Annotated in this window: 17 protein-coding genes; 7 read left to right on the forward strand and 10 right to left on the reverse strand. The window is 69.3% G+C overall.

The annotated features are described in order from the left end of the window. Positions 1-31 precede the first annotated feature (31 nt). From Q2K19_RS30515 to Q2K19_RS30530, 4 genes are all read left to right on the forward strand, one after another. Positions 32-664, forward strand: coding sequence for an SMI1/KNR4 family protein (locus tag Q2K19_RS30515; protein ID WP_302765687.1), 633 nt, complete (start codon positions 32-34; stop codon positions 662-664). Positions 665-864: 200 nt separating this feature from the next. Continuing rightward, positions 865-1,899, forward strand: a complete 1,035-nt coding sequence (locus Q2K19_RS30520) for a hypothetical protein (protein WP_302765689.1) — start codon at positions 865-867, stop codon at positions 1,897-1,899. A 244-nt stretch (positions 1,900-2,143) separates the two neighbouring features. Next, positions 2,144-2,566, forward strand: a complete 423-nt coding sequence (locus tag Q2K19_RS30525; protein WP_302765690.1) for an allene oxide cyclase barrel-like domain-containing protein — start codon at positions 2,144-2,146, stop codon at positions 2,564-2,566. A gap of 72 nt (positions 2,567-2,638) precedes the next feature. Continuing rightward, positions 2,639-3,094, forward strand: a complete 456-nt coding sequence (locus Q2K19_RS30530) for a hypothetical protein (RefSeq protein ID WP_302765691.1) — start codon at positions 2,639-2,641, stop codon at positions 3,092-3,094. A 128-nt stretch (positions 3,095-3,222) separates the two neighbouring features. Here the strand turns inward: Q2K19_RS30530 and solA are convergent, their stop codons facing one another. Then, positions 3,223-4,335, reverse strand: a complete 1,113-nt coding sequence (gene solA, locus Q2K19_RS30535) for an N-methyl-L-tryptophan oxidase (RefSeq protein WP_302765692.1) — start codon at positions 4,333-4,335, stop codon at positions 3,223-3,225. Between the two features lie 415 nt (positions 4,336-4,750). Between solA and Q2K19_RS30540 the strand changes: the two genes are divergently transcribed. Then, positions 4,751-5,962, forward strand: coding sequence for a low temperature requirement protein A (locus Q2K19_RS30540; protein WP_302765693.1), 1,212 nt, complete (start codon positions 4,751-4,753; stop codon positions 5,960-5,962). A gap of 64 nt (positions 5,963-6,026) precedes the next feature. Here the strand turns inward: Q2K19_RS30540 and Q2K19_RS30545 are convergent, their stop codons facing one another. The 4 genes from Q2K19_RS30545 to alr are packed head-to-tail and all read right to left on the reverse strand — an operon-like array spanning position 6,027 to position 10,073. Then, positions 6,027-6,671, reverse strand: coding sequence for a M15 family metallopeptidase (locus tag Q2K19_RS30545; RefSeq protein WP_302765694.1), 645 nt, complete (start codon positions 6,669-6,671; stop codon positions 6,027-6,029). After that, positions 6,668-7,843, reverse strand: coding sequence for a UDP-N-acetylglucosamine--N-acetylmuramyl-(pentapeptide) pyrophosphoryl-undecaprenol N-acetylglucosamine transferase (locus tag Q2K19_RS30550; protein ID WP_302765695.1), 1,176 nt, complete (start codon positions 7,841-7,843; stop codon positions 6,668-6,670). The genes Q2K19_RS30545 and Q2K19_RS30550 overlap by 4 nt, the downstream gene beginning before the upstream one ends. Continuing rightward, positions 7,843-8,871, reverse strand: a complete 1,029-nt coding sequence (locus Q2K19_RS30555) for a D-alanine--D-alanine ligase family protein (RefSeq protein ID WP_302765697.1) — start codon at positions 8,869-8,871, stop codon at positions 7,843-7,845. The genes Q2K19_RS30550 and Q2K19_RS30555 overlap by 1 nt, the downstream gene beginning before the upstream one ends. Further along, entirely contained in the window at positions 8,868-10,073 is a 1,206-nt protein-coding gene (alr, locus tag Q2K19_RS30560) for an alanine racemase (protein WP_368046117.1), read from the reverse strand. Before alr ends, Q2K19_RS30555 begins: the two co-directional genes overlap by 4 nt. A 344-nt stretch (positions 10,074-10,417) precedes the next feature. Here alr and Q2K19_RS30565 point away from each other — a divergent pair, with 344 nt between their 5' ends. Further along, positions 10,418-11,158 carry a response regulator transcription factor gene (locus tag Q2K19_RS30565; RefSeq protein WP_302765699.1) on the forward strand — a complete coding sequence of 247 codons (741 nt, stop codon included), beginning with the start codon at positions 10,418-10,420 and terminating at the stop codon, positions 11,156-11,158. Further along, positions 11,155-12,816, forward strand: coding sequence for a sensor histidine kinase (locus Q2K19_RS30570; protein WP_302765700.1), 1,662 nt, complete (start codon positions 11,155-11,157; stop codon positions 12,814-12,816). Before Q2K19_RS30565 ends, Q2K19_RS30570 begins: the two co-directional genes overlap by 4 nt. A 230-nt stretch (positions 12,817-13,046) precedes the next feature. Here Q2K19_RS30570 and Q2K19_RS30575 read toward each other — a convergent pair whose 3' ends face one another. The 5 genes from Q2K19_RS30575 to Q2K19_RS30595 form a co-directional block, all read right to left on the reverse strand. Beyond that, positions 13,047-13,877 carry a PIG-L family deacetylase gene (locus Q2K19_RS30575; protein WP_302765702.1) on the reverse strand — a complete coding sequence of 277 codons (831 nt, stop codon included), beginning with the start codon at positions 13,875-13,877 and terminating at the stop codon, positions 13,047-13,049. A gap of 125 nt (positions 13,878-14,002) precedes the next feature. Next, the gene (locus tag Q2K19_RS30580; RefSeq protein WP_302765704.1) at positions 14,003-15,190 is read right to left on the reverse strand and encodes a glycoside hydrolase family 3 N-terminal domain-containing protein; all 1,188 of its coding nucleotides are present in this window, start codon (positions 15,188-15,190) and stop codon (positions 14,003-14,005) included. 257 nt (positions 15,191-15,447) lie between these two features. After that, a complete protein-coding gene (locus Q2K19_RS30585; RefSeq protein WP_302765705.1) occupies positions 15,448-16,953 on the reverse strand; it encodes a tripartite tricarboxylate transporter permease in 1,506 nt (501 codons plus the stop codon). Positions 16,954-16,956: 3 nt separating this feature from the next. After that, complete coding sequence (locus Q2K19_RS30590; RefSeq protein ID WP_302765706.1) at positions 16,957-17,532, reverse strand: tripartite tricarboxylate transporter TctB family protein; 576 nt, start codon at positions 17,530-17,532, stop codon at positions 16,957-16,959. Next, positions 17,529-18,512 (reverse strand): tripartite tricarboxylate transporter substrate binding protein, encoded by a 984-nt coding sequence (locus Q2K19_RS30595; protein WP_302765709.1) that lies wholly within the window; start codon positions 18,510-18,512, stop codon positions 17,529-17,531. The genes Q2K19_RS30590 and Q2K19_RS30595 overlap by 4 nt, the downstream gene beginning before the upstream one ends. Positions 18,513-18,574 lie beyond the last annotated feature (62 nt).

Genomic DNA, 18,574 nt, shown 5'->3' on the forward strand with positions numbered 1-18,574 from the left:
ACCCGGCGGATCGGGCTGGTTTGATCACAGCATGGGCACCGACACGGCCGTGGAGCGAGCATGGCGCCGGATCGAGGATTGGCTGTCGCGATTTGCCCCCCGATTCCGTGCGGAGCTGAACCCGCCGGCAACGGCAGCCGAGATCGACATTGTGGCAACCGCCCTCGGTGTGGCGCTCCCGGCCGACCTCCGGACCTGGTGGAGCCTGTCCAACGGAGTCCGGCACGGTATCGGCCTACCGAGCGCAAGTCTGATCCCTGACTTCTCGAGTCCATACCCCACGTCCATCGCGCTGGAGCGTTGGCGGATGCACCTGAAGGTCCAACAGGAGTCGTACCCGCCGGGGCCGCGTGAGGAGATGGCACGATTCGTGGCCGGCCAGAACACCCAGCCGGCGGGCACCCTCCAACCCCAGTTGTACTGGCTCCCCCGATGGCTGCCCATCGCTGGTGACGGTGGGGGAGGTGGCCTATTCATCGACCTACGTAAGGGTCCGCTACACGGGTGCCTGGTGGAGTTCTCCCGGGACCACCAGGGCACGACACCGCGGTGGGAGTCCGTGACGCAGCTGTGGGTAGACGTCGCCGACCAGCTGGAAGCCGTCGATGCTGACTCGCTCCGCAGCGACCGCATTGACGACCGGTGGCTACCGCCCCGCTCCTGACCGGTGGTCAGTCGACGCGGCGCCCGCCGAGCCAGCTGACCATCGCGGGGTCGTGGTGGTCGAAGAACACGGTCGCGCCGGCGTCCAGTGCGGCGATCCGGGTCATCTCGTCGCAGCTTGTCCACCACCCGTCAACTCCGACATGAGCCGCCAGCCTTTCGGTCCTTTCCCGCATCGGCGGGTGGTCTTACCTTGGCTGTGTGACGGTGCGCCGGCGGGCGCTGCCGATGTGGCTGACCGCCGTGTTGATTTCTGCGGTTGCCGGTTGCGGGACCGGCACGTCACCCAAACACGATCAGGTTGAGGAGCGCCTCCACGAGATCGCCGCCGAGGCCGAACGGCCCGTCTACTACCTCGGCCCACGGTTCCGTGATTGGTCGCTGACCGAGGTGGGCGCGGACGACACCGGCCGCGTCGACGCGATCTACGGAACCTGCCTCGCGGTCGTCGACGGGTGTTCGCCCCCGCTCGAGGTCATCAATCAACCGCTCGACTTCTCAGCGTGGAGTATGGCCGTCGGTTGCACGCGCCTGCCGCCGGTCCGCGGTGTCCCAACCATGCACTTCGGCGGTGCGCTCGTCCTGCTCACCGGTGACTCGCTGGTCACCGTCGCCGTCACCGGTGATGACACGGCGACCGCCGTCGCCGCGACGGAGCAGCTTCGGGAGGTAGGTGCGGAGCTTTCCCGCGCGGCGCTTCCGCCGCCGGACGCCCCGGCCCTACAGGCCATCGAAGCTGCCTGCGGGAAGAACCCGGGCGACACCGGTCGCAGGGAACCTGACGAGGGACCGGAACCGGTCGGGGAGATGCAGGTGCCTGACTTCACCGTGGGCCGGCTCGGCGGTGGTGACCTCCGTTGGGGGGCGTACCTCGGCAAGCCCGTGGTGGTCGTGGTCGGTGACGTGCCGCACGTGCTCACGGGGATCAAGCGCGTCCTCGCACTCACCCCCGGTTCCCGGCCGGCCGTCATTGGCCTCGTATGGAAGCCGTTCGGGTCCAAGGACGCCCCGGCACCGATCGCCGAGATCGAGCAGGAGGCCGGCCAGGTTGCCGTTCCGGTCGGTTATGCCGCGATCCCCCGGCCGGCGGTCTGGTTCTTCGACATGGCAGAGGTCGACGCCGCGCAGTCAGGCGTGATCGCGTTCGTGAACGCCGACGGCACCCTCATCCGCCATGTCCGAACGGACGCGCCCGACAGCGCCATAGCCGACGCTCTGGGCAGGCTCGCACGCTGACCGGCGTTGCTTGCCCGCCGCACGTGGGTAGCACCTGACGGTTGCCTGTCGGGTCAGTGACAGCCTAACTGCCCACCGTTGACAGAACGCTTCGTTCGCGACCACCGTCGATGGCATTGGAGGGCATTCGCGGCACGCCCCACCTGTTGAACCTGCGCCATTCCTCAGTGGCGTTTCGCCTCGCCGAGAAGGAGGCAAATCCATGCGGTTAAGTCCAGTTGTTGCAGCCGTTCTCGTCGCTCCCTTGGCGGCGCTCGCGGGCGCGGTCGGCAGCCATCCCGTCCCCCACCAACAGACTCTCCGGCTGCTGGACACGGGTGCCACCATCGACGTGTTCCTCAACGGTGGCGACGCCAGTCACACGGGCGACCGGGAGGTCTTCCGCGACACACTCGTCTGGGCCGAGGATCAGCGCCCTGCGGGCAAGGCGGAGGGCCACTGCACGGTGATCGACGCATTCACCGCGACGACGACCTGCACGATCGTCACCACCTTGCACGAGGGAACCCTTACCACCGAAGGTGTTGGCACTTTCGTACCAGGCACGACCAGCACCGCGGCGATAACCGGGGGCACCGGCGCCTACGAAGGCGCCAAGGGCCACGCCACGTTCCTGTTCAACCCCGCCGGTCATTCCCCGGTGACCTTCGTCCTGTCCCGGCCCTGACGGGTCCAGCTGGTCCGGGACCATCTCGTCACGCTCGCGATCGAGCACTGACTGCCGCTCGGAGGGCCTCGCATGCACGCGTCGATGAGCCTGCAGGGTCCTGCGCTGTTGCTGGTGGTCTTTTGGTCGGCGGCGTTGACCTTCGTTGTCCCCAGGCCGCGGCTGTTGTGGGCAGCCCTGCTCGCCGTGGTCTGCGGGTTCTGCGAAGGGCGACTGGGTCACGTCGAAGAGTTTCCGTTCGACACGGCGGCTGAGGCTTGGTTCGTGCTGTTGCTACCCGCGGTTCTGGTGGGCGCGGGATTCGCGTCGCGGATGCCTGGTTGGAGAGCCATGGCAGCCGGATGGCTCGGGATCCCGTGGGGGCTCGCGCTGACGGTAGGCGTGTATTGGGGTCCCTGCTGGAACTGCGGCGAGCCGTACTACATGCAGTGGGCGCTCGGCTTCAGCGTCGCCGGAGTGGTCCTCGCCGTTGTGGGAGCTGCGCTCACCCTGGCCCTTCGAGTCCTGACCCGCCGATTGCGGTCCTGACGAGAAGCCAACCGTGATGATGGCGTGCGGTCCCCGCCTGGTCCCCGATCCTCCTGGCGCGGATCTGGCACGCCCGGCCCCTGTCGGCCTCCTGTATCGGCGCCGGACAGTGGTCAGGCTCGGCCGGCTCAGACGCGACCTTGGAAGTCGCGTCGCGGGTCGAACAGGCTGGTGGGGTGTGGCGTCGAGCCGCTCGTCGCCAGGTCGGCGAGGATCTCGCCGACGACCGGGACGAACTTGAAGCCGTGGCCGGAGAATCCGCATGCCACGGTGACCTGCGGGTGCTCCGGGTGCGTCGCGATCACGAAGTGCTGGTCCGGCGTGTTGGTGTACATGCAGGTCGCCGCCCTCAGCAACCGCCCCGGAAGGGCGGGCAGGACTCCGGCCAGGTGTTCCCGCATGTCCTGGATCTCCTCCGGGTGCACCTGCCGATCGATGGTCTCCGGGGTGCAGACCTGACCGCGCCGGAAGAACGCCACCTTGGCACCGCCGCCGGGCCCGTCAATGGCCGGGAAGCCGTAGATCTGCGTGCCGGCGCCGTCCTCGTGGATATAGATGGGATGCCGCTCGGGTTGGAAGGGGCCCACCCCGGCCTCCGGCTGGAACCAGTACATGACCTGCCGCTCGACGGTGAACGGCACACCGAGGTCGGCGAGGAGTTCCGGAGCCCAGGCCCCGGGGCAGACGACGAGCCGCCCGGCGGTATAGGAACCCTCCTCCGTCGTCACTCGCACTCCGCCGTCGGGCAACGCCTGCCATCGCAGTACCGGCTCGTTGTAGCGGAGGTCGGCGCCGTGCCGCCCCGCCAGCTCGAGGTGAGCGGACACGGTCGCCTCGGGGCGAACGAAGCCCGCTTTGGCCTCGAAGAGCGCCACCTCCTCGTCCTGCGGGCTGAAGGTGGGGAAGCGGCGACGCAGCTCGCTTGCGTCGAGGATCTCGTGCGGCAGGTCCCACTCGCGCGAAGCGCGCAGACTGCCGGCGAAGGTGTGGCTCTCCGGCCGGCCGACAAACACTCCGCCGGTGAGCGAAATGATCTCCCGTTCGGCATCGCGTTCCAGCTTCTCCCACAGCTCGTACGCTCGAAGCAGGAGCGGCACGTAGGACGGATCCTCGAAATACGACTGCCGGGTGATGCGCGAGCCGCCGTGGCTGGACCCGCGGTCGTGCGCCGGCCCGAACTGCTCCAGACCGAGCACGCGCTGCCCCCGCGCGGCCAGGTGGTAGGCGGCGCTGCTACCCATCCCACCAAGCCCCACGACGATGACGTCATGGACCGCCATTTCTACGCCTCCAGCCCGCGTGCCTCATCGACCAGGACGCTACACGCCCGGCACGCGGCTGCCGAACAAGATCCAAACGGCGCCCCCCGCATCGGGAAACGACCGCTGAGTTGGTGAAGCCGCGGGGAATTGATCTGCCGCACATCCTGACCGCGCGGCTTGGCGGACGCCTCATACCACCGCACAGTCCGCGCCGAACCTCTTTGTCCGTACCTTGTTGCGCACCGCGCGCAGGGTGCTACGACTGGCCGAGAGGCGGGAACCGCAGAACCGCAGCTCCTAGTCCGGCGCGGGCTGGTCCTGACGCCTGACCGTCTGGTTACCGCTCCGGGCCTGCGCTAGCGCACTGGACCGGCCGGCAGGACGGGGCGAATCGGTGGCAAGACGTGATGTGACGCATCTTGTGAACAAGGGTGAGGCCACGCATCGAGCGACGTTCCTGGAGCTCTTCTTCGACCTGGTCTTCGTCTTCGCGTTCAACCGGATCACCGCTCGGGCGGTCGGGGAATTCGCCACCGATCCCGGCAAACGGGGCGTGATTCTTAGCGACGTCGGGAAGACTGTCGTCCTGCTGCTTGCGCTCTGGTCCATCTGGCACGTCACGGCCTGGACCACCAGCCGGTACGACCCGCGCAACGAGACGATTCAGCTGGTGGTCATCGTGCGGCTGATAGCCGCAATGGTGATGGGCGTGGCGATAACGGGGGCGTTCAGCGACCGGGGCCTCGCCTTCGCCGCCGCCTACGTGACCGCACAGGTGTTACATCCCCTGGTCCTAGCGATCATGCTTCGCGGTTCGGAGCGTAAGAATCTCAAGCTGCGGATGTTGATCACGTTCAGTATCACCGGGATCTTGTGGATCGTCGGCGCGCTGGTGCCGCCAGGATGGGGTCGGGGTGTCCTTTGGGCGCTTGCCCTGAGCATCGAGTTTGGGTCCGCGCGACTCGGCTGGCCGGTGCCCGGCCTGGGCCGCTCTCCCACCTGGAAGTGGGACCTCTCGGGCGAGCATCTGGCCGACCGCTACCAGTCGTTTTTCCTCATCGCCCTCGGCGAGACGGTGCTGGTGGCCGGCCTGACCTACAGCGGCGAACGCGTCAGTGCCGGCCGGACGATCGCGTTTGCGGCGGCGCTGGCCACCACGGTGCTGTTCTGGCGAATCTACTTTTACCGGGCCGGCCAGATCCTGCCGGAGGCGGTGAGCAAGGCAAAGCAGCCCGCCATATTCGGCCGGTCGACCGCCGACTCACACATGATCATGCTAGCCGGCATCGTGGCGACCTCCATCGGCTACGAACTCACCATCGACCATCCGTACGGGGAGGTGCCGCCGCCGTGGCTCGCGGTGGTTCTCGGCGGACCAGCGCTGTTCATGATCGGGCGGTCGCGCCTGGAGCACGAGGTGTTCGACCGAGTATCGCCCGCCCGGATCGTCGTGCTGGTCGTGTTGGTCGCTCTCTTCCCGGTCTTGATGCCGACGAGACCGCTGGTCGGACTCGTCGCCGCCACCCTGGTGCTCGCCGGGGCTGCGATCGCCGACTGGCGGCGGGCACGAGGGGCGCCCCCCGAGCCGGCAAAGCCAGGCAAATAGGAAGCTGGGTTTCTGACGTGATTGGACTGCCGGACGCGTCTGTCACCGTCGCTACACGTCGTAACTACCTCATGGCGGTCGGCCCGTACCGGGTTCGGGCGGCCCCGGTGCTCAGCGCCCAGTAGCGGTCGCCGAACGACCAGTGCCACCATTCGGTCGGGTAGTTGACCATGCCGGCAGACGACAGCGCCCGGCCCAGGATGCCGCGATTGGTGCGGGCCCGCGGGGAGATGTGGGGTGATCCGGTGAAGCAGGCGTTGGCGCTGTCCACCGGGCTGGCGTTGACGATCGTGCCCAGGTCCAGTTCGATCCCATCGGCCGTGCAGAGCGTGAGGTCGACCGTCCCGCCGGTGCTGTGCGGAGCCACCTCGGGCGGCGAGACGTACTTGCTGGCCTCCACGTGCCGGCGCGCCGAGTCCCACTCCGGGTACCTGCGACGCAGTTCGTCCTGGTAGCTCTCGAAGTAGGTCGTCTGCAGGCTGAGCGGCCGGTACCCCTCGATGACCAGCAGCCGCAGCCCTCCGGGCAGGGTCCGCTGGACGGCGAGCAGACGCTGCACCGTCGCCTCGCGCAGGTGCGCGTACGCGCCGGCCTCGTCGGCCAGCCGGTCGTCCACCCGAAGGTCGGCGACCTGGCGTACGTCGACCAGGGCCTCCCCGTTGTCGCCGAGCGGGATGGCCGAGATTCGCCGATCAGACAGCAGGATCATGACCGGTACCGCCCAGCGGCATCGATGATCGCGCTGGCCACGGCCGTGGCCGCCTGGGTCCGGCCGTGTCGACGGGCGGCGTTGGCCAACTCCTGGCGTCGTTCCGGGTGGTCGAGCAGCACGATGATCTCCTCGTAGAGGCGGTGGGCGGAGGCGTCGGGGCCGGCGAGCATCCGGGAGGCACCGGCGTCGGCGAGGTGCCGGGCGGTCCGCCGCTGTTCGTCGCCGCCGGTGGGGATGAGCGGGATGAAGACGCATGCCTTGCCCAGGGCGGTGAGTTCGGCGACGGTGCCGGCGCCGCTGCGCGCGACCACGATGTCCGCGGCGCTCAGGACGTCGGGCAGCTCGCCGTGGACGTAGTCGACCACCCGGTACCTGCTGCGCAGGTGTTCCGGGAGGGCGGCCGCGACCTGCCGCATCCGGTCGAGGGAGTAGTCGCCGCACTGGTGCAGCACCTGACATTTCGCCAGGAGTCCGGGGAGGATGTCGGCGATCAGGTTGTTGACCTGGACGGCGCCCTGGGCGCCGCCGGTGACGTACACCAGCGGCAGGCGCGGATCCAGGTGGTACGCGGCGAGCGCCCGGTCGCGGTTGCCCGTGAGGATCTCGGGCCGGATCGGGTTGCCGGTGACCACCGCGCGGGTTCTCGCTCGGGCGGGCAGCTGGTCGATGGAAGACTCGTGACTCAGCAGGACTCGATCGGCGAGGCGGGCGAGGATCCGGTTCGCCAGCCCGAGCGTGAGGATCTGCTCGTGCATGACGAGAGGGCGGCGGGTCATCCAGGCGGCGATCCCGATCGGGACGGCGACGTATCCGCCGGTGGAGAAGACCACCTCGGGCCGGGTGCGCACCACGATCATGATGGCCTGGAAGATGCCGAGCGGCACGCGGAAGGCGTCGGCGACGTTGCGGGCCCACTCGTGCAGGTTCGGCGAGCGGCGCAGTTTGCCGGTGGTGATCGCCGTGAAGGGAATGCCCTCCTGCCGGGCGATTCTGGCCTCCAGTCCGTGGGCGACGCCCACCCAGCGGACGTCCGGTGCGGTGCCGGCTGCCGCTAGCCGGTCGCGGAGCGTACGGATCGTGGTCAGCGCCGGGTAGGTGTGCCCGCCGGTTCCCCCGCCCGTGACGATCATGCGGAGACCACGGAGACGTTCCGCGGTGTAGACGGCCATCAGCAGGGGCTCGGGCAGGGGGACGAGGTGTCGCGTCGGTGCAGTGCGCCCTGGATGAGGAGGTCGAGCAGTGCGGAGAAGCCGACGCCGGCCCGCTGCCAGATCTGCGGGTACTGGGAGGCGGCGGTGAATCCGGGGAAAGTGTTGACCTCGTTGATCACCGGCTCCCGGTGGTCTCCGGTCCACCCTGTGCCGTGCTCGGCGTCCGGATCCGGGAGGAAGAAGTCGACGCGGAGCAGCCCACGGCAGCCGAGCGCGTGGAACGCCTGCACGGCCCGGTCCTGCAGTAGTCGGGGGGTGCCGGGGTCGAGCTGGGCCGGAATGTGGAAGACGGCACCGCCGTCGTACTTGGCGTCGTAGTCGAAGAAGGCGGCGTTCGCCACCCGTATCTCCAGCGGCGGCCCGGCCTCGACGCGACCGTCGGGGTGCTGAAGGACGCCGACGTCGATCTCGCGCCCGCGCACGGCGCGTTCGACGAGAACTGTCGCGTCGCTCTCGCGCGCGAGCCGCAGGGCGGCGGGCAGTTGCGCCCATTGTTCGACCTTGGAGACTCCCAGGCTGGAGCCGGCCCGGGCCGGTTTGACGAAGACGGGCAGCCCCAGCCGCTCCTGATCCCGCGACGACAGATCCTCGTCGGGCCGCAGCGTCACCCCGTCGGCCACGCGCAGGCCGTCGGCGGCGAGGAGTTTCTTCGTGACCGGCTTGTCCATTCCCGCGGCGCTGGCGAAGACACCGTTTCCGACAAACGCGACGCCGAGCCACTCCAGCATCGACTGGACGGTGCCGTCCTCACCGTACGGGCCATGCAGCGCCGGGAACACCACGTCCTGACCGCCGAGAGTCCCCAGCGCCTGCGCGAACGTGGCCCGGTCGCCGTTCACCCGCCACTGGCCGTCCCGCTCGATCAGCACCTCAGTCACGTCATACGTGTCACGGTCGAGATGGGCCAGGATGCTCTCCGCCGAGCGCCGGGAGACGTCGTGCTCCCCACTGCGCCCACCGAACAGCACCGCCAAACGAACAGTCATGATGTTTCCGCTTCCCCGTGCAGGTGTACGCGCGCCACTCGCGCGCCGATTCCGGTCAAGACTTCGTGCGGGTTGGTGCCGACCCACTGCGCCCACTCCGCGGCCGTCGGCTCGGCCGGGTCGGGCGAGCCCGGCTCGGCGCCGGGGCCGAAGACGACCACGGGATCGCCGAGCGCCACCGGTAGATCCCCGACATCGACGACGCACTGATCCATGGCGATGCACCCGACGATCGGGCAGCGCCGGCCGGCGAGCCAGACCCACGCGCGGCCCTCGGCGGTGCGCGACAGACCATCGGCGTACCCGAGCGGCAGCAGAGCGAGTGTGGTCGGCCGACCGGTCACGTGATCGGGGCCGTAGGACACGCCGGTCCCGGCGGGCACGCGCTTCAGGTTGATCACCCTTGACCGCAGGATCATGGCGGGTCGCAGGCCGTAGCGGCGGGGACCGGTCGCGCCGAACGGGTCGACGCCGTACATGGCCAGGCCGATCCGGCAGAGATCGAACCGGGTCTGCGGGGCGGCCAGTGCCGCCGCCGAATTGGCCAGATGCACCACTTCAGGGTCAAGCCCAGCATCCCGGGCGATCCGCAGCGCCTCCCGGAACGTTGACAGCTGCCGCGCGATGCTCTGGCATCGAGGCACGTCGGCGTTGGTCAAGTGGGACCACACCCCGCGTACCCGGACGGCGCCCTCCGCCTCGTGCTTGCGAGCCCAGGCGACCAGTTCGGGCCATTCGTCGCCGCCGGCACCGTTGCGTGACAGACCTACGTCCGCCTTGAGCTGGACCGCGGCGGGCACACCGAGCTCCGTGGCCGCGTTGGCGATCGCGCGCAGATGAGTCAGGGTCGACACCGCGATGTCGACGTCCCCGGCGATCAGGCGGGTGAAGTCCTCGTCCGGCCGGTGCAGCCAGCTCAGGACGGGCGCGTCGAGGCCCGCCGATCGCAGCGCCAGCGCCTCCGTCGTCGAGGTCACGCCCAACCAGACCGCGCCGGCCCCCAACGCAGCCCGCGCCACCGGCACCGCGCCGTGCCCGAACGCGTCGGCCTTCACCACGGCCATCAAGCCGGTACGGGCGATCGCCGCGATCGTCCGGATGTTGTGCGTGATCGCCGCAAGATCGACCACGGCCTCGGCCAGCTGGGCACTCTCATTGATCACACCGGTCCCCGCGCGCCGACCGCGCGTACCCAGCGTCACCCGGCAGCCCTGGGGTCGACGGGCGGGGCATCCGGCGGTTCGGCGGCCCCGTGCCCGCCGACAGCGGCTGCCCGGCGCACCGCGAGCGTCTCCCGGATCCGCCGCCGGACCGCCCGCCGCTGTTGCTCGTCTCGGCGGCCTGGGCGTGCTGGTTCGAAGATCATGTCCGGCTCCTGACTGACATGACTGGCACGGTAGGCAGCCGGTGGTGAAGAAACCTTGAAGAAGCCGTGGGCCAGCTGTGCGGATTTCCCGCCCGCCGCTCTCCGGAGCCCGCCCACATCAGTTCTTCACGGGTTTCGGGTTTACTTGACCCCCGCCACCACCAGGCAGATTGGGGAAACATGAGCGCGCGGATCCTGGTCGCCGAGGACGACCCCAAGCAGGCCAACCTGGTACGGGTCTATCTCGAACGCGAGGGGCACAGCGTGCTGCTGGTCGGCGACGGGCGGGCCGCGGTGGACGAGTGCCGGTCCCGCCGGCCGGACCTGGTGGTCCTCGACGTGATGATGCCGGTCGTCGACGGCCTCGACGTGTGCCGGATCCTGCGCGCCGAATCGGAGATTCCGATCCTGCTGCTGACCGCCCGTACCACCGAGGACGACATCCTGCTGGGCCTCGATCTCGGTGCCGACGACTACCTCACCAAGCCGTACAGCCCGCGGGAGCTGGCCGCTCGGGTACGGGCGCTGCTGCGCCGGGCCCGGGTGGTGAGCGCCGACAACCGGGCGGTGCTGCGCGTCGGCGAGCTCGAGGTGGACGCCGGGCGGTTCGAGGTACGCGTCGGCGGCCGGCCGGTCGCCCTGACGGCCAAGGAGTTCGGCATCCTCGAGGTGCTCGCCGGCGCGCCCGGGCGGGCGTTCACCCGGGCGCAGATCATCGACCGGGCCTTCGGATTTGATCATTTCGTGCTCGAACGCACCGTCGACGCGCACGTGATGAACCTCCGCCGCAAGATCGAGGACGACGTTGCCGAACCCCGGTACGTGCAGACCGTCTACGGCCGCGGCTACCGGCTCGCCGAACCGGAGCCGGAACCGGCGGCGACGCCGACGCCCGAGGGCACGCCCGGAGCCAGCCGGTGAGCTTTCGGCTACGGGTGCTCTGGCTGGTCATCCTCGTCGCGGTGAGCGCGACCGCGGCGACCGCGTGGCTGACCCTGCGGCAGGCCTCGCAACAGATCAACGACTCGGCCACCACCGACCGGGCGCAACTCGACCAGGTCGTCGCCCGACTCAAGATGTACGGCAGCCGGCACGGCACCTGGGAGGGCGTGCCCGACCTGGTGCAGGACCTGCGCGCCCAGACCGGTCAGCGGATCCACCTGCTCGCCGACACGGGCGACGTGATCGTGGACACGGACACCCAGGAGAACCGCACCGCCCGGCCGCTCGGCACGATGGTCGGGTTCGTCGACCCGCGGCCGGTATTGAATCTGGCCGCATTGCCAGCGGACCCGGCGGGCCGGGAGAAGGGCGTGGTCGGTGAGATCGTCGCCTACCGCACCGGCGTGCTGTTCGCGGCCTGCCTGACGCGGGCATCCGTTCCCGTTGCCGTTTCACCCGCCAGCACGGGAGTTCCTCGTTTCGAGGCCAACCTGAGCGGGGCCGACGTACGCGATCGCCAGGATCTCGACGAGATCGTCGGCGGCTGTCGCGACGCCGCAGCCCGGCCGGGCCGTGACCCGGCGGCCGACGCCACCCGGGTGCAGGACTGCCGCGCCCTGACGGCGGTGGAACCACTGGATTCCTGCCTGACCCAGGCCTTCACCACCCAGATCAGTGACGTCGCGCCGGTACCCGCCCGGGTCTACCTCGGCGCTCGCGGCGAGCCGGCTTCCGTGTTGACCGCCGGCCCACTGCTCGCCGCGGCAGCGGGCGTTGCGGCGGTCGCGGTCATCGGCACCGTGCTGCTGAGCCGGCGGGTGCTGCGCCCCATCGACACGCTCACCGCGGCCGCTCAGCGGCTCGGCCGGGGCGACCTCACCGGACGGGTTCCGGTGCGGGGCAACGACGAGCTGGCGGAGTTGGCCCGGTCGTTCAACCGGATGGCCGACTCCCTGCAGCGCGGGGAGGAGCGGCAACGCCGGCTGGTCGCCGACGTCGCACATGAACTGCGCACCCCGCTGGCCAACCTGCGCGGCTATCTCGAGGCGCTCTCCGACGGCGTGATCACGCCGGATCAGGATCTCTTCGCGTCACTCCACGAAGAGGCGGTGCTGCAACAGCGCATCGTCGATGACCTGCAGGACCTGGCCCTGGCTGAGGCCGGCAAGCTGGCGTACCACCGGGTCACGGTGGATCTGGCCGAACTCCTGGAGACCTGCGGCACCGCCCACCACGCCCGGGCGGAGTCAGCCGGGGTGTCGTTGCGCGTGGCGGCCGAGCCGGTTGCGGTACACGCCGATCCCGACCGGCTCCGCCAGGTCGTGGGCAACCTCGTCACCAACGCACTACGGGCGACCGCTGCGGGCGGCAGCATCCGGCTGGTCGCGAGCCGCACCGACACGCAGGCGATCGTCCGGGTCGTCGACACCGGCTCGGGGATCGCAGCGGACGCGCTGCCGCATGTGTTCGACCGGTTCTGGCGGGCCGACGCCGCACGGGGCCGCCGTACCGGGGGCAGTGGCCTCGGCCTCGCCATCGCCCGGCAGATCGTCACCGATCACCAGGGCACCATCACGGTCGCGAGTGAGGTCGGCGCCGGGACGACATTCACCATCGCGCTTCCCCGCGTCGACTAGCTTGATCTTCAACCGGTGCGGCGCGGCCGGGGATTGGCCGATTTCTTCTTTCTGGAAGTCGTCTTCCGGCTTGAGCCGAACCGCAACCGACGGGAGATGGCGGCCGTTCGGCCGCCGAGCCGGCGAGGACGTGGGCCACGTGGTGATGGCCAGGTTGCTACCTGGCCTCGGTGGACATCACGGTGACGGCTCTGCCCGCACGAGGACTGTCTGACCGCCGCTCTGCCCGGTCAGCGTAGCCCGGCGAAGAGATCGTCCTCCGGCGTCGGCGCACCGGTGGTGTCGCGGACCCGGACGAAGGTCTCCACGCCCATGAGCTCGGTGAACCGATCCTGGCCGAGTTGCAGGAAGAAGATGTTCTCGGCCTGGCTGGCGTGCGCGGCCAAGGATTCGAACTTCTGCCCGGCGACGGCGCTCGTGTCCACCCACGTGGTGATTTCGTCGTCCGGCAGACCAAGCTCCGGCATCTCCTCGGACGGCCCGTCCGGCTCGGGAAACTCGACGCCGATCTCCTTCATCACGCGGCCGAACTCCTCGAACGCGCTACGCGGCACGGTGGTCCAGTACACCTTCGCGGGGATGTCCGTCCGCTCGACGGCGGCCATCGTGACGCGGTGGGCCTGGATGTGATCCGGGTGGCCGTAGAAGCCGTTCTCGTCATAGGTGACGACGACGTCGGGCCGGTAGCGCCGGATCAACTCGGCCAGCCGGTCGGCCGCCTCCCCCACCGGGATGTTCCAGAATGCGCCGGGCGCGTCGTTGGTCGCCCAACCCATCATTCCGGAGTCGGCATAGCCGAGCGTCTCCAGGTGCGTGACCTTCAACGCCTCGCAACTGGCCGTCAACTCGGCCTGGCGCATTGCCACCACCGCCTCCGGGTCGTGGCCGGGGTCGCCCGGCTTGACCCCACCAGGCCCGTCGCCGCACCCCCCGTCCGTGCAGGTCACGAGCACCGTCGTGATTCCCTCCGCCGCGTACCGGGCGAGGATGCCGCCGGTGCTCGTCGCCTCGTCGTCGGGGTGGGCGTGCACCGCCATCAGGGTCAGGGATCGCTCAGCCACCCCACCACCATACGAGGGAGGTCCGACGCACTGGCATCTGCTGCGGGACGACCAGTCGGACGAGCGGCCAGGCCTGTTGTGCCGCGAACGCATCCACGGGGTTGGAGCGGCGGGAGCATGTCGGGTCAGCGTTTGGGGCGGAGAGAATCCACTCGCGTGACGGACTGGTCGATGCGGTCCTCGCTGATGCGCCCGGTCCGGACGAGACCCATTATCGTGTCGACTGTCTCGTCGACGACTCGCGGGTTGTACACCTGCTGGTTGGCGAAGACGAGCAGGTCGAGGCCGGCCTGCAACGCCAGGGCGACGGCCGCGGCGGCGCCGTACCGGTCGGTGATCGCGACCGCCTGCATGTCGTCGCTGACCACCGGCCCGCGCCAGCCGAGCCGGCCGCGGAGCAGATCGGTCACGGTCGCGGTCGACAGGGACGCCGGATACGCCGGGTCCAACTGCCTGTTGAGTACGTGGGCGGCCATGACCGAGTCGGCGACGCCGGCCTGGATCAGCCGCTGAAACGGTTCGAGTTCCCTTTCCTGCCAGGTGTCGCTGACGTCGACGACCTCGAAGTCGGTGTTGCCGGCGGCGCTACCCAATCCGGGAAAGTGCTTCAGGACTGTTTTCACGCCAGCCGCGCGATGGGCCTGGATCTCCTCGGTAGCGTTGCTGACCACGACGTCCGGGTCGGCGGAGAAGCTGCGGCCGAGCTTGCCGATCGCCCTGCTGTCGGGGTTGACGTTCAGGTCGACGACCGGGGCGTAGTTCAGGTTGGCCCCGATCCGCGCCAGACTGGCGACCAGTCCCCGCGCCCAGTCGCGGGTGGCTGCCGAGGAATCCTCCGCGCCGATCTCGGCCTCCGACCTGGTGGCCGGGAAGCCGTTGCTCCGGTTGAGGCGGGAGGTACGGCCGCCTTCCTGATCGATGGAGACGATGAGCCGGCCGGGCGAGGCATCTTTCAAACTCTTCACCAGACGCGTGACCTGCTCGGGCGAGCGGATGTTACGCACCGACTTGGTCTCCAGGTCCTGATCAAAGAGGATGACCCCGCCCAAGCCGCCTCTGACCGCCTTCACGATCCAGTCACGGTCGCTCACCCGGTCACCGCGAAAGCCGACCACGAGCAGACTGGCGATCTTTCGCCGCAGCGCAGCTTCGCCCCCGCGCGCTGCGGTACGAGAGGGCCGCGCGGTGGTGGTCGGCCGTGGCGTGGCCGGCGTGGCACCCGGCGACTGCGACTCGCAGCCGGCCACGGTCGCCAGCGCGGCTGAGCCGATTCCGGCGAGCAGCAGCCGGCGGGGCAGGTGCACGCTGTCCACCCCCGGCACGCTACAGCCCACCCCCACCCCATCCCCGCTCACCAACGAGACGTCATCCACCGGTGGGACGGCCCCGGCGATGCTGGCCATGAGGCATCGCATGCCGCCGCTGCGGCTGCGGCGCGGTCACCACCGCGCAGGCACCATTCGTTCGGGCCGTCACCGCATCCGACCGGCCGGAGGGCAGGTCGACGTCCGCCACGTTACGACCCAACGGTGCGTCCCGGGATCGCTGCCGGCGATCCCGGGACGGTCCGTCAGACACCGGCGGGCTCGCGCTCCTCGGCCGGCGTGTTGCCCGGTAGCAACCTCGCCAGCGACGGTCCGGCCACCAACAGGACGGCCAGGGCGAGCACGACGAGCGCGATCGGGTGGGAGAGGACGATCAGCAGGTCACCGTCACCCAGGGCCGACGTCTGGGTGAGCGCCTTCTCGAAGAGGGGTCCGATGACCAGGCCGAGGACAAGGGGAGCCACCGGCAGGTCGTAGAGCTTCATGAAGTATCCGGCGACGCCCGAGACGAAGACGATCCAGACACTGAACATGTTGTTGTCGATCGAGTACGCCCCGACGAAGCTCGTGAACAGGATGATCGGGTACAGGTACGCGTACGGGATCCGCAACATCTGGGCGAATATCGGGGCCATCGGCAGGTTGAGCACCAGGAGCATCACGTTGCCGATGAAGAACGAGACCAGCAGCCCCCACACCAGCGTCGGCTGGTTCTGGAAGAGGAGCGGGCCCGGCTGCAAACCGTAGATGGTGAATGCGCCCAGCAGGACGGCGGTCGTGCCGCCGCCCGGGATGCCGAGCGTGAGAGTCGGCACGAAGTTGGCGTTGGCCGCCGCGTTGTTGGCGCTCTCCGGCGATGCCACCCCTTCGATGGCCCCTTGACCGAGCTGGCCCTTGTTCCTGGAGACCCGCTTCTCTACGCCGTAGGCGATGAAGGAGGCGAGGGTCGAACCGGCGCCGGGCAGGCAGCCGAGGAGGAATCCCAGGACGCTGCCGCGACCGATCGGACCCACGCTGCGCCGAAGTTCGTTTCTGGTGATGAGCAGGTCCCGGAAGCGGGTCCGGATCGGCGCCGCCGCGCCGATCCTGATCTGGTACATCACCTCGCCGACGGCGAACAGCCCGATCATGACCTCGACGAACGGCACACCGCTGAGCAGGTTGACGCTGTCGAACGTGAACCGTGACGTGCCCGTCCCGGCGTCCAGCCCGACGGTCGCCAGCAGCAGGCCGGCCGCGGCCATCGCGAACCCGCGGATCCGCGAATCCCCCGAGAAGCTGACGATGGTGGCCAGGCCCAGGATCATGATCGCCAGGTTCTCGACGGGACCGAACTTCAGCGCGAAGTCGGCGAATGGCGGCGCGACCACCATCAGGAGGACCAGCGAGAAGATGGCGGCCACGAAGGAGCCGATGGCGGCGATGGACAGAGCCGCGCCGGCCCTCCCCCGCCTCGCCATCTGGTAGCCGTCAAGCGTCGTCACGACGCTCGATGCCTCACCTGGAGTGGAGATCAGCACCGACGTGATGGTTCCGCCGTACTGCGCGCCGTAGTAGATCCCGGCGAGCATGATGAGCGCGGTCACGGGCTCGAAGTCCAGGGTCAGTGGCAGGAGCACCGCCACGCCGGTGGTCGACCCCAACCCCGGCAACAACCCGATCACGGTGCCCGCGAGAACGCCGACGAAGCACCAGAGCAGGTTCTGGGGCGTCAGCGCGGTCTGGAACCCGAGAATGACGTTGTCGATCACCGCTCAGCCTTCCGTTCCGACTCCGAGCAGCCCTCCGGGAAGGGGGACGTGGAGGAACAGCCCGAACACGCCGTAGATCAGCCCGGTGGCGACGGCCGCGATCACCGCGGACTTCAGCAGCGGCTGCCGTTCGACCCAGGTGGAGATCACGAAGACAAGGCCGCCGAACGCGACCAGAAAGCCGACCACCTGCACGAGTAGGATCGCGCCGAGGGTCAGTCCGAAGACCTTCCAGAGGTTGCGGATCCGCTCCCGCCTGGTGCGCCCGCTGATGTCGACGTCGTCGTCCGCACCGCTCTCCGTCAGGTCGGTGCCGCCGGCAGCGTGCGGCCCGGCCCCGGCAGCAGCCCCGCCCGGACGGTGGCTCGGCTGGCCGTGCCCCGACCGGAGGGCGACCCAGCCGCAGAGGACCGCGGTCAGCCCGCCGGCGAGAACCGGCAGGAAGCCGGGACCCACTCGACCGCCGTCGACGAACACGCCGTAATGGATGCCTCCTGCCGCGGCAGCGAGGCCGACCACGGCGAGCACGGCATACGCCGTCGCCTCGCCGTTGCTGCGGATGCGAGTCAGCGTGCTCACTTGCCCTGGGCCTTCTTGAGCATGTCGTTGTTCTCCTTGAGGTACGCCGTGAAGTCGTCACCGAACAGCGCATTCGGCTGCAGGTAGTTGCTGGCGATGTACTGCTTCGCCTTGTCGGACTCGATGAACTTCCTGCTCGCGTCGATCCAGAACGTCCTGGCTCCGTCGCTGATCCCGCCCGGCGCGATCAGGCCACGGAACTGGGCGAACGCGACGTCGATCCCCTGCTCCTTCGCGGTCGGGATGTCCTTCAGCTCGGGGTACTCGTACCGCTTCTCGGAGAACGCGCAGAGCGCCTTGAGTTTCCCGGCCTTGAGCTGCTCGACGACCTCACCGGGGTTGAGCGACGCGACCTGGATCTGGTTGCCCAGCAGCGCCGCGAGCAGTTCGTCGCCCGACTCGAACGGGACCCGGTCGAACTTCGCGCCGGTGGCCTGCTCGGTCAGCGTGAAAACCACGTTGTCCAGGCCGGTCACACCGGAGATGCCCGCGACGACGCGTCCGGACTTGCTGGCGTTCACGAGGTCCGCGCACGTCGCCCACGGCGAGCTCGCTGGTACGACGGCGAGGGTGAAATCGTCACCGACCTTCATGATCGGGGTGAACCTGGTGTAGTCGAAGCCCACCTTCGTGTTGAGCGGGAGGGCCAGCAGCGCCGTCTCGCTCGGCAGGAGGTAGTTCGGGTCACCCGTCTTGCTCAGGAAGTAGGAGTAGCCGACGGCGCCCGAGCCGCCAACGCGGTTCTCCGTGTTGATCCGGAGGCCGGGGACCACGGCCTCCAGGCCGGCCGCGATCGAGCGGCCGGACATGTCGCTGCCGCCACCCGCCCCGTACGGAACGACCATGGTGACGTTGCCCTTGGGCTTGAAAGCCTCTCCGTGGCCTCCGGCGGACTTCTGGCCCTTGGCTTCACCGCATGCCGTCAGGATGAGAACCGACGCGGCCACGACCGCGGTGAGCAACAAGCTGTTGCGCTTCATGGCGACCCTTTCGTTGGTGGTAGTGGTTAAGCTCGGTGTTGAGGTAGATGGGTGCGGTCGTG

This window comes from Micromonospora sp. NBRC 110009 (assembly GCF_030518795.1).
Taxonomy (GTDB): Bacteria; Actinomycetota; Actinomycetes; order Mycobacteriales; family Micromonosporaceae; genus Micromonospora.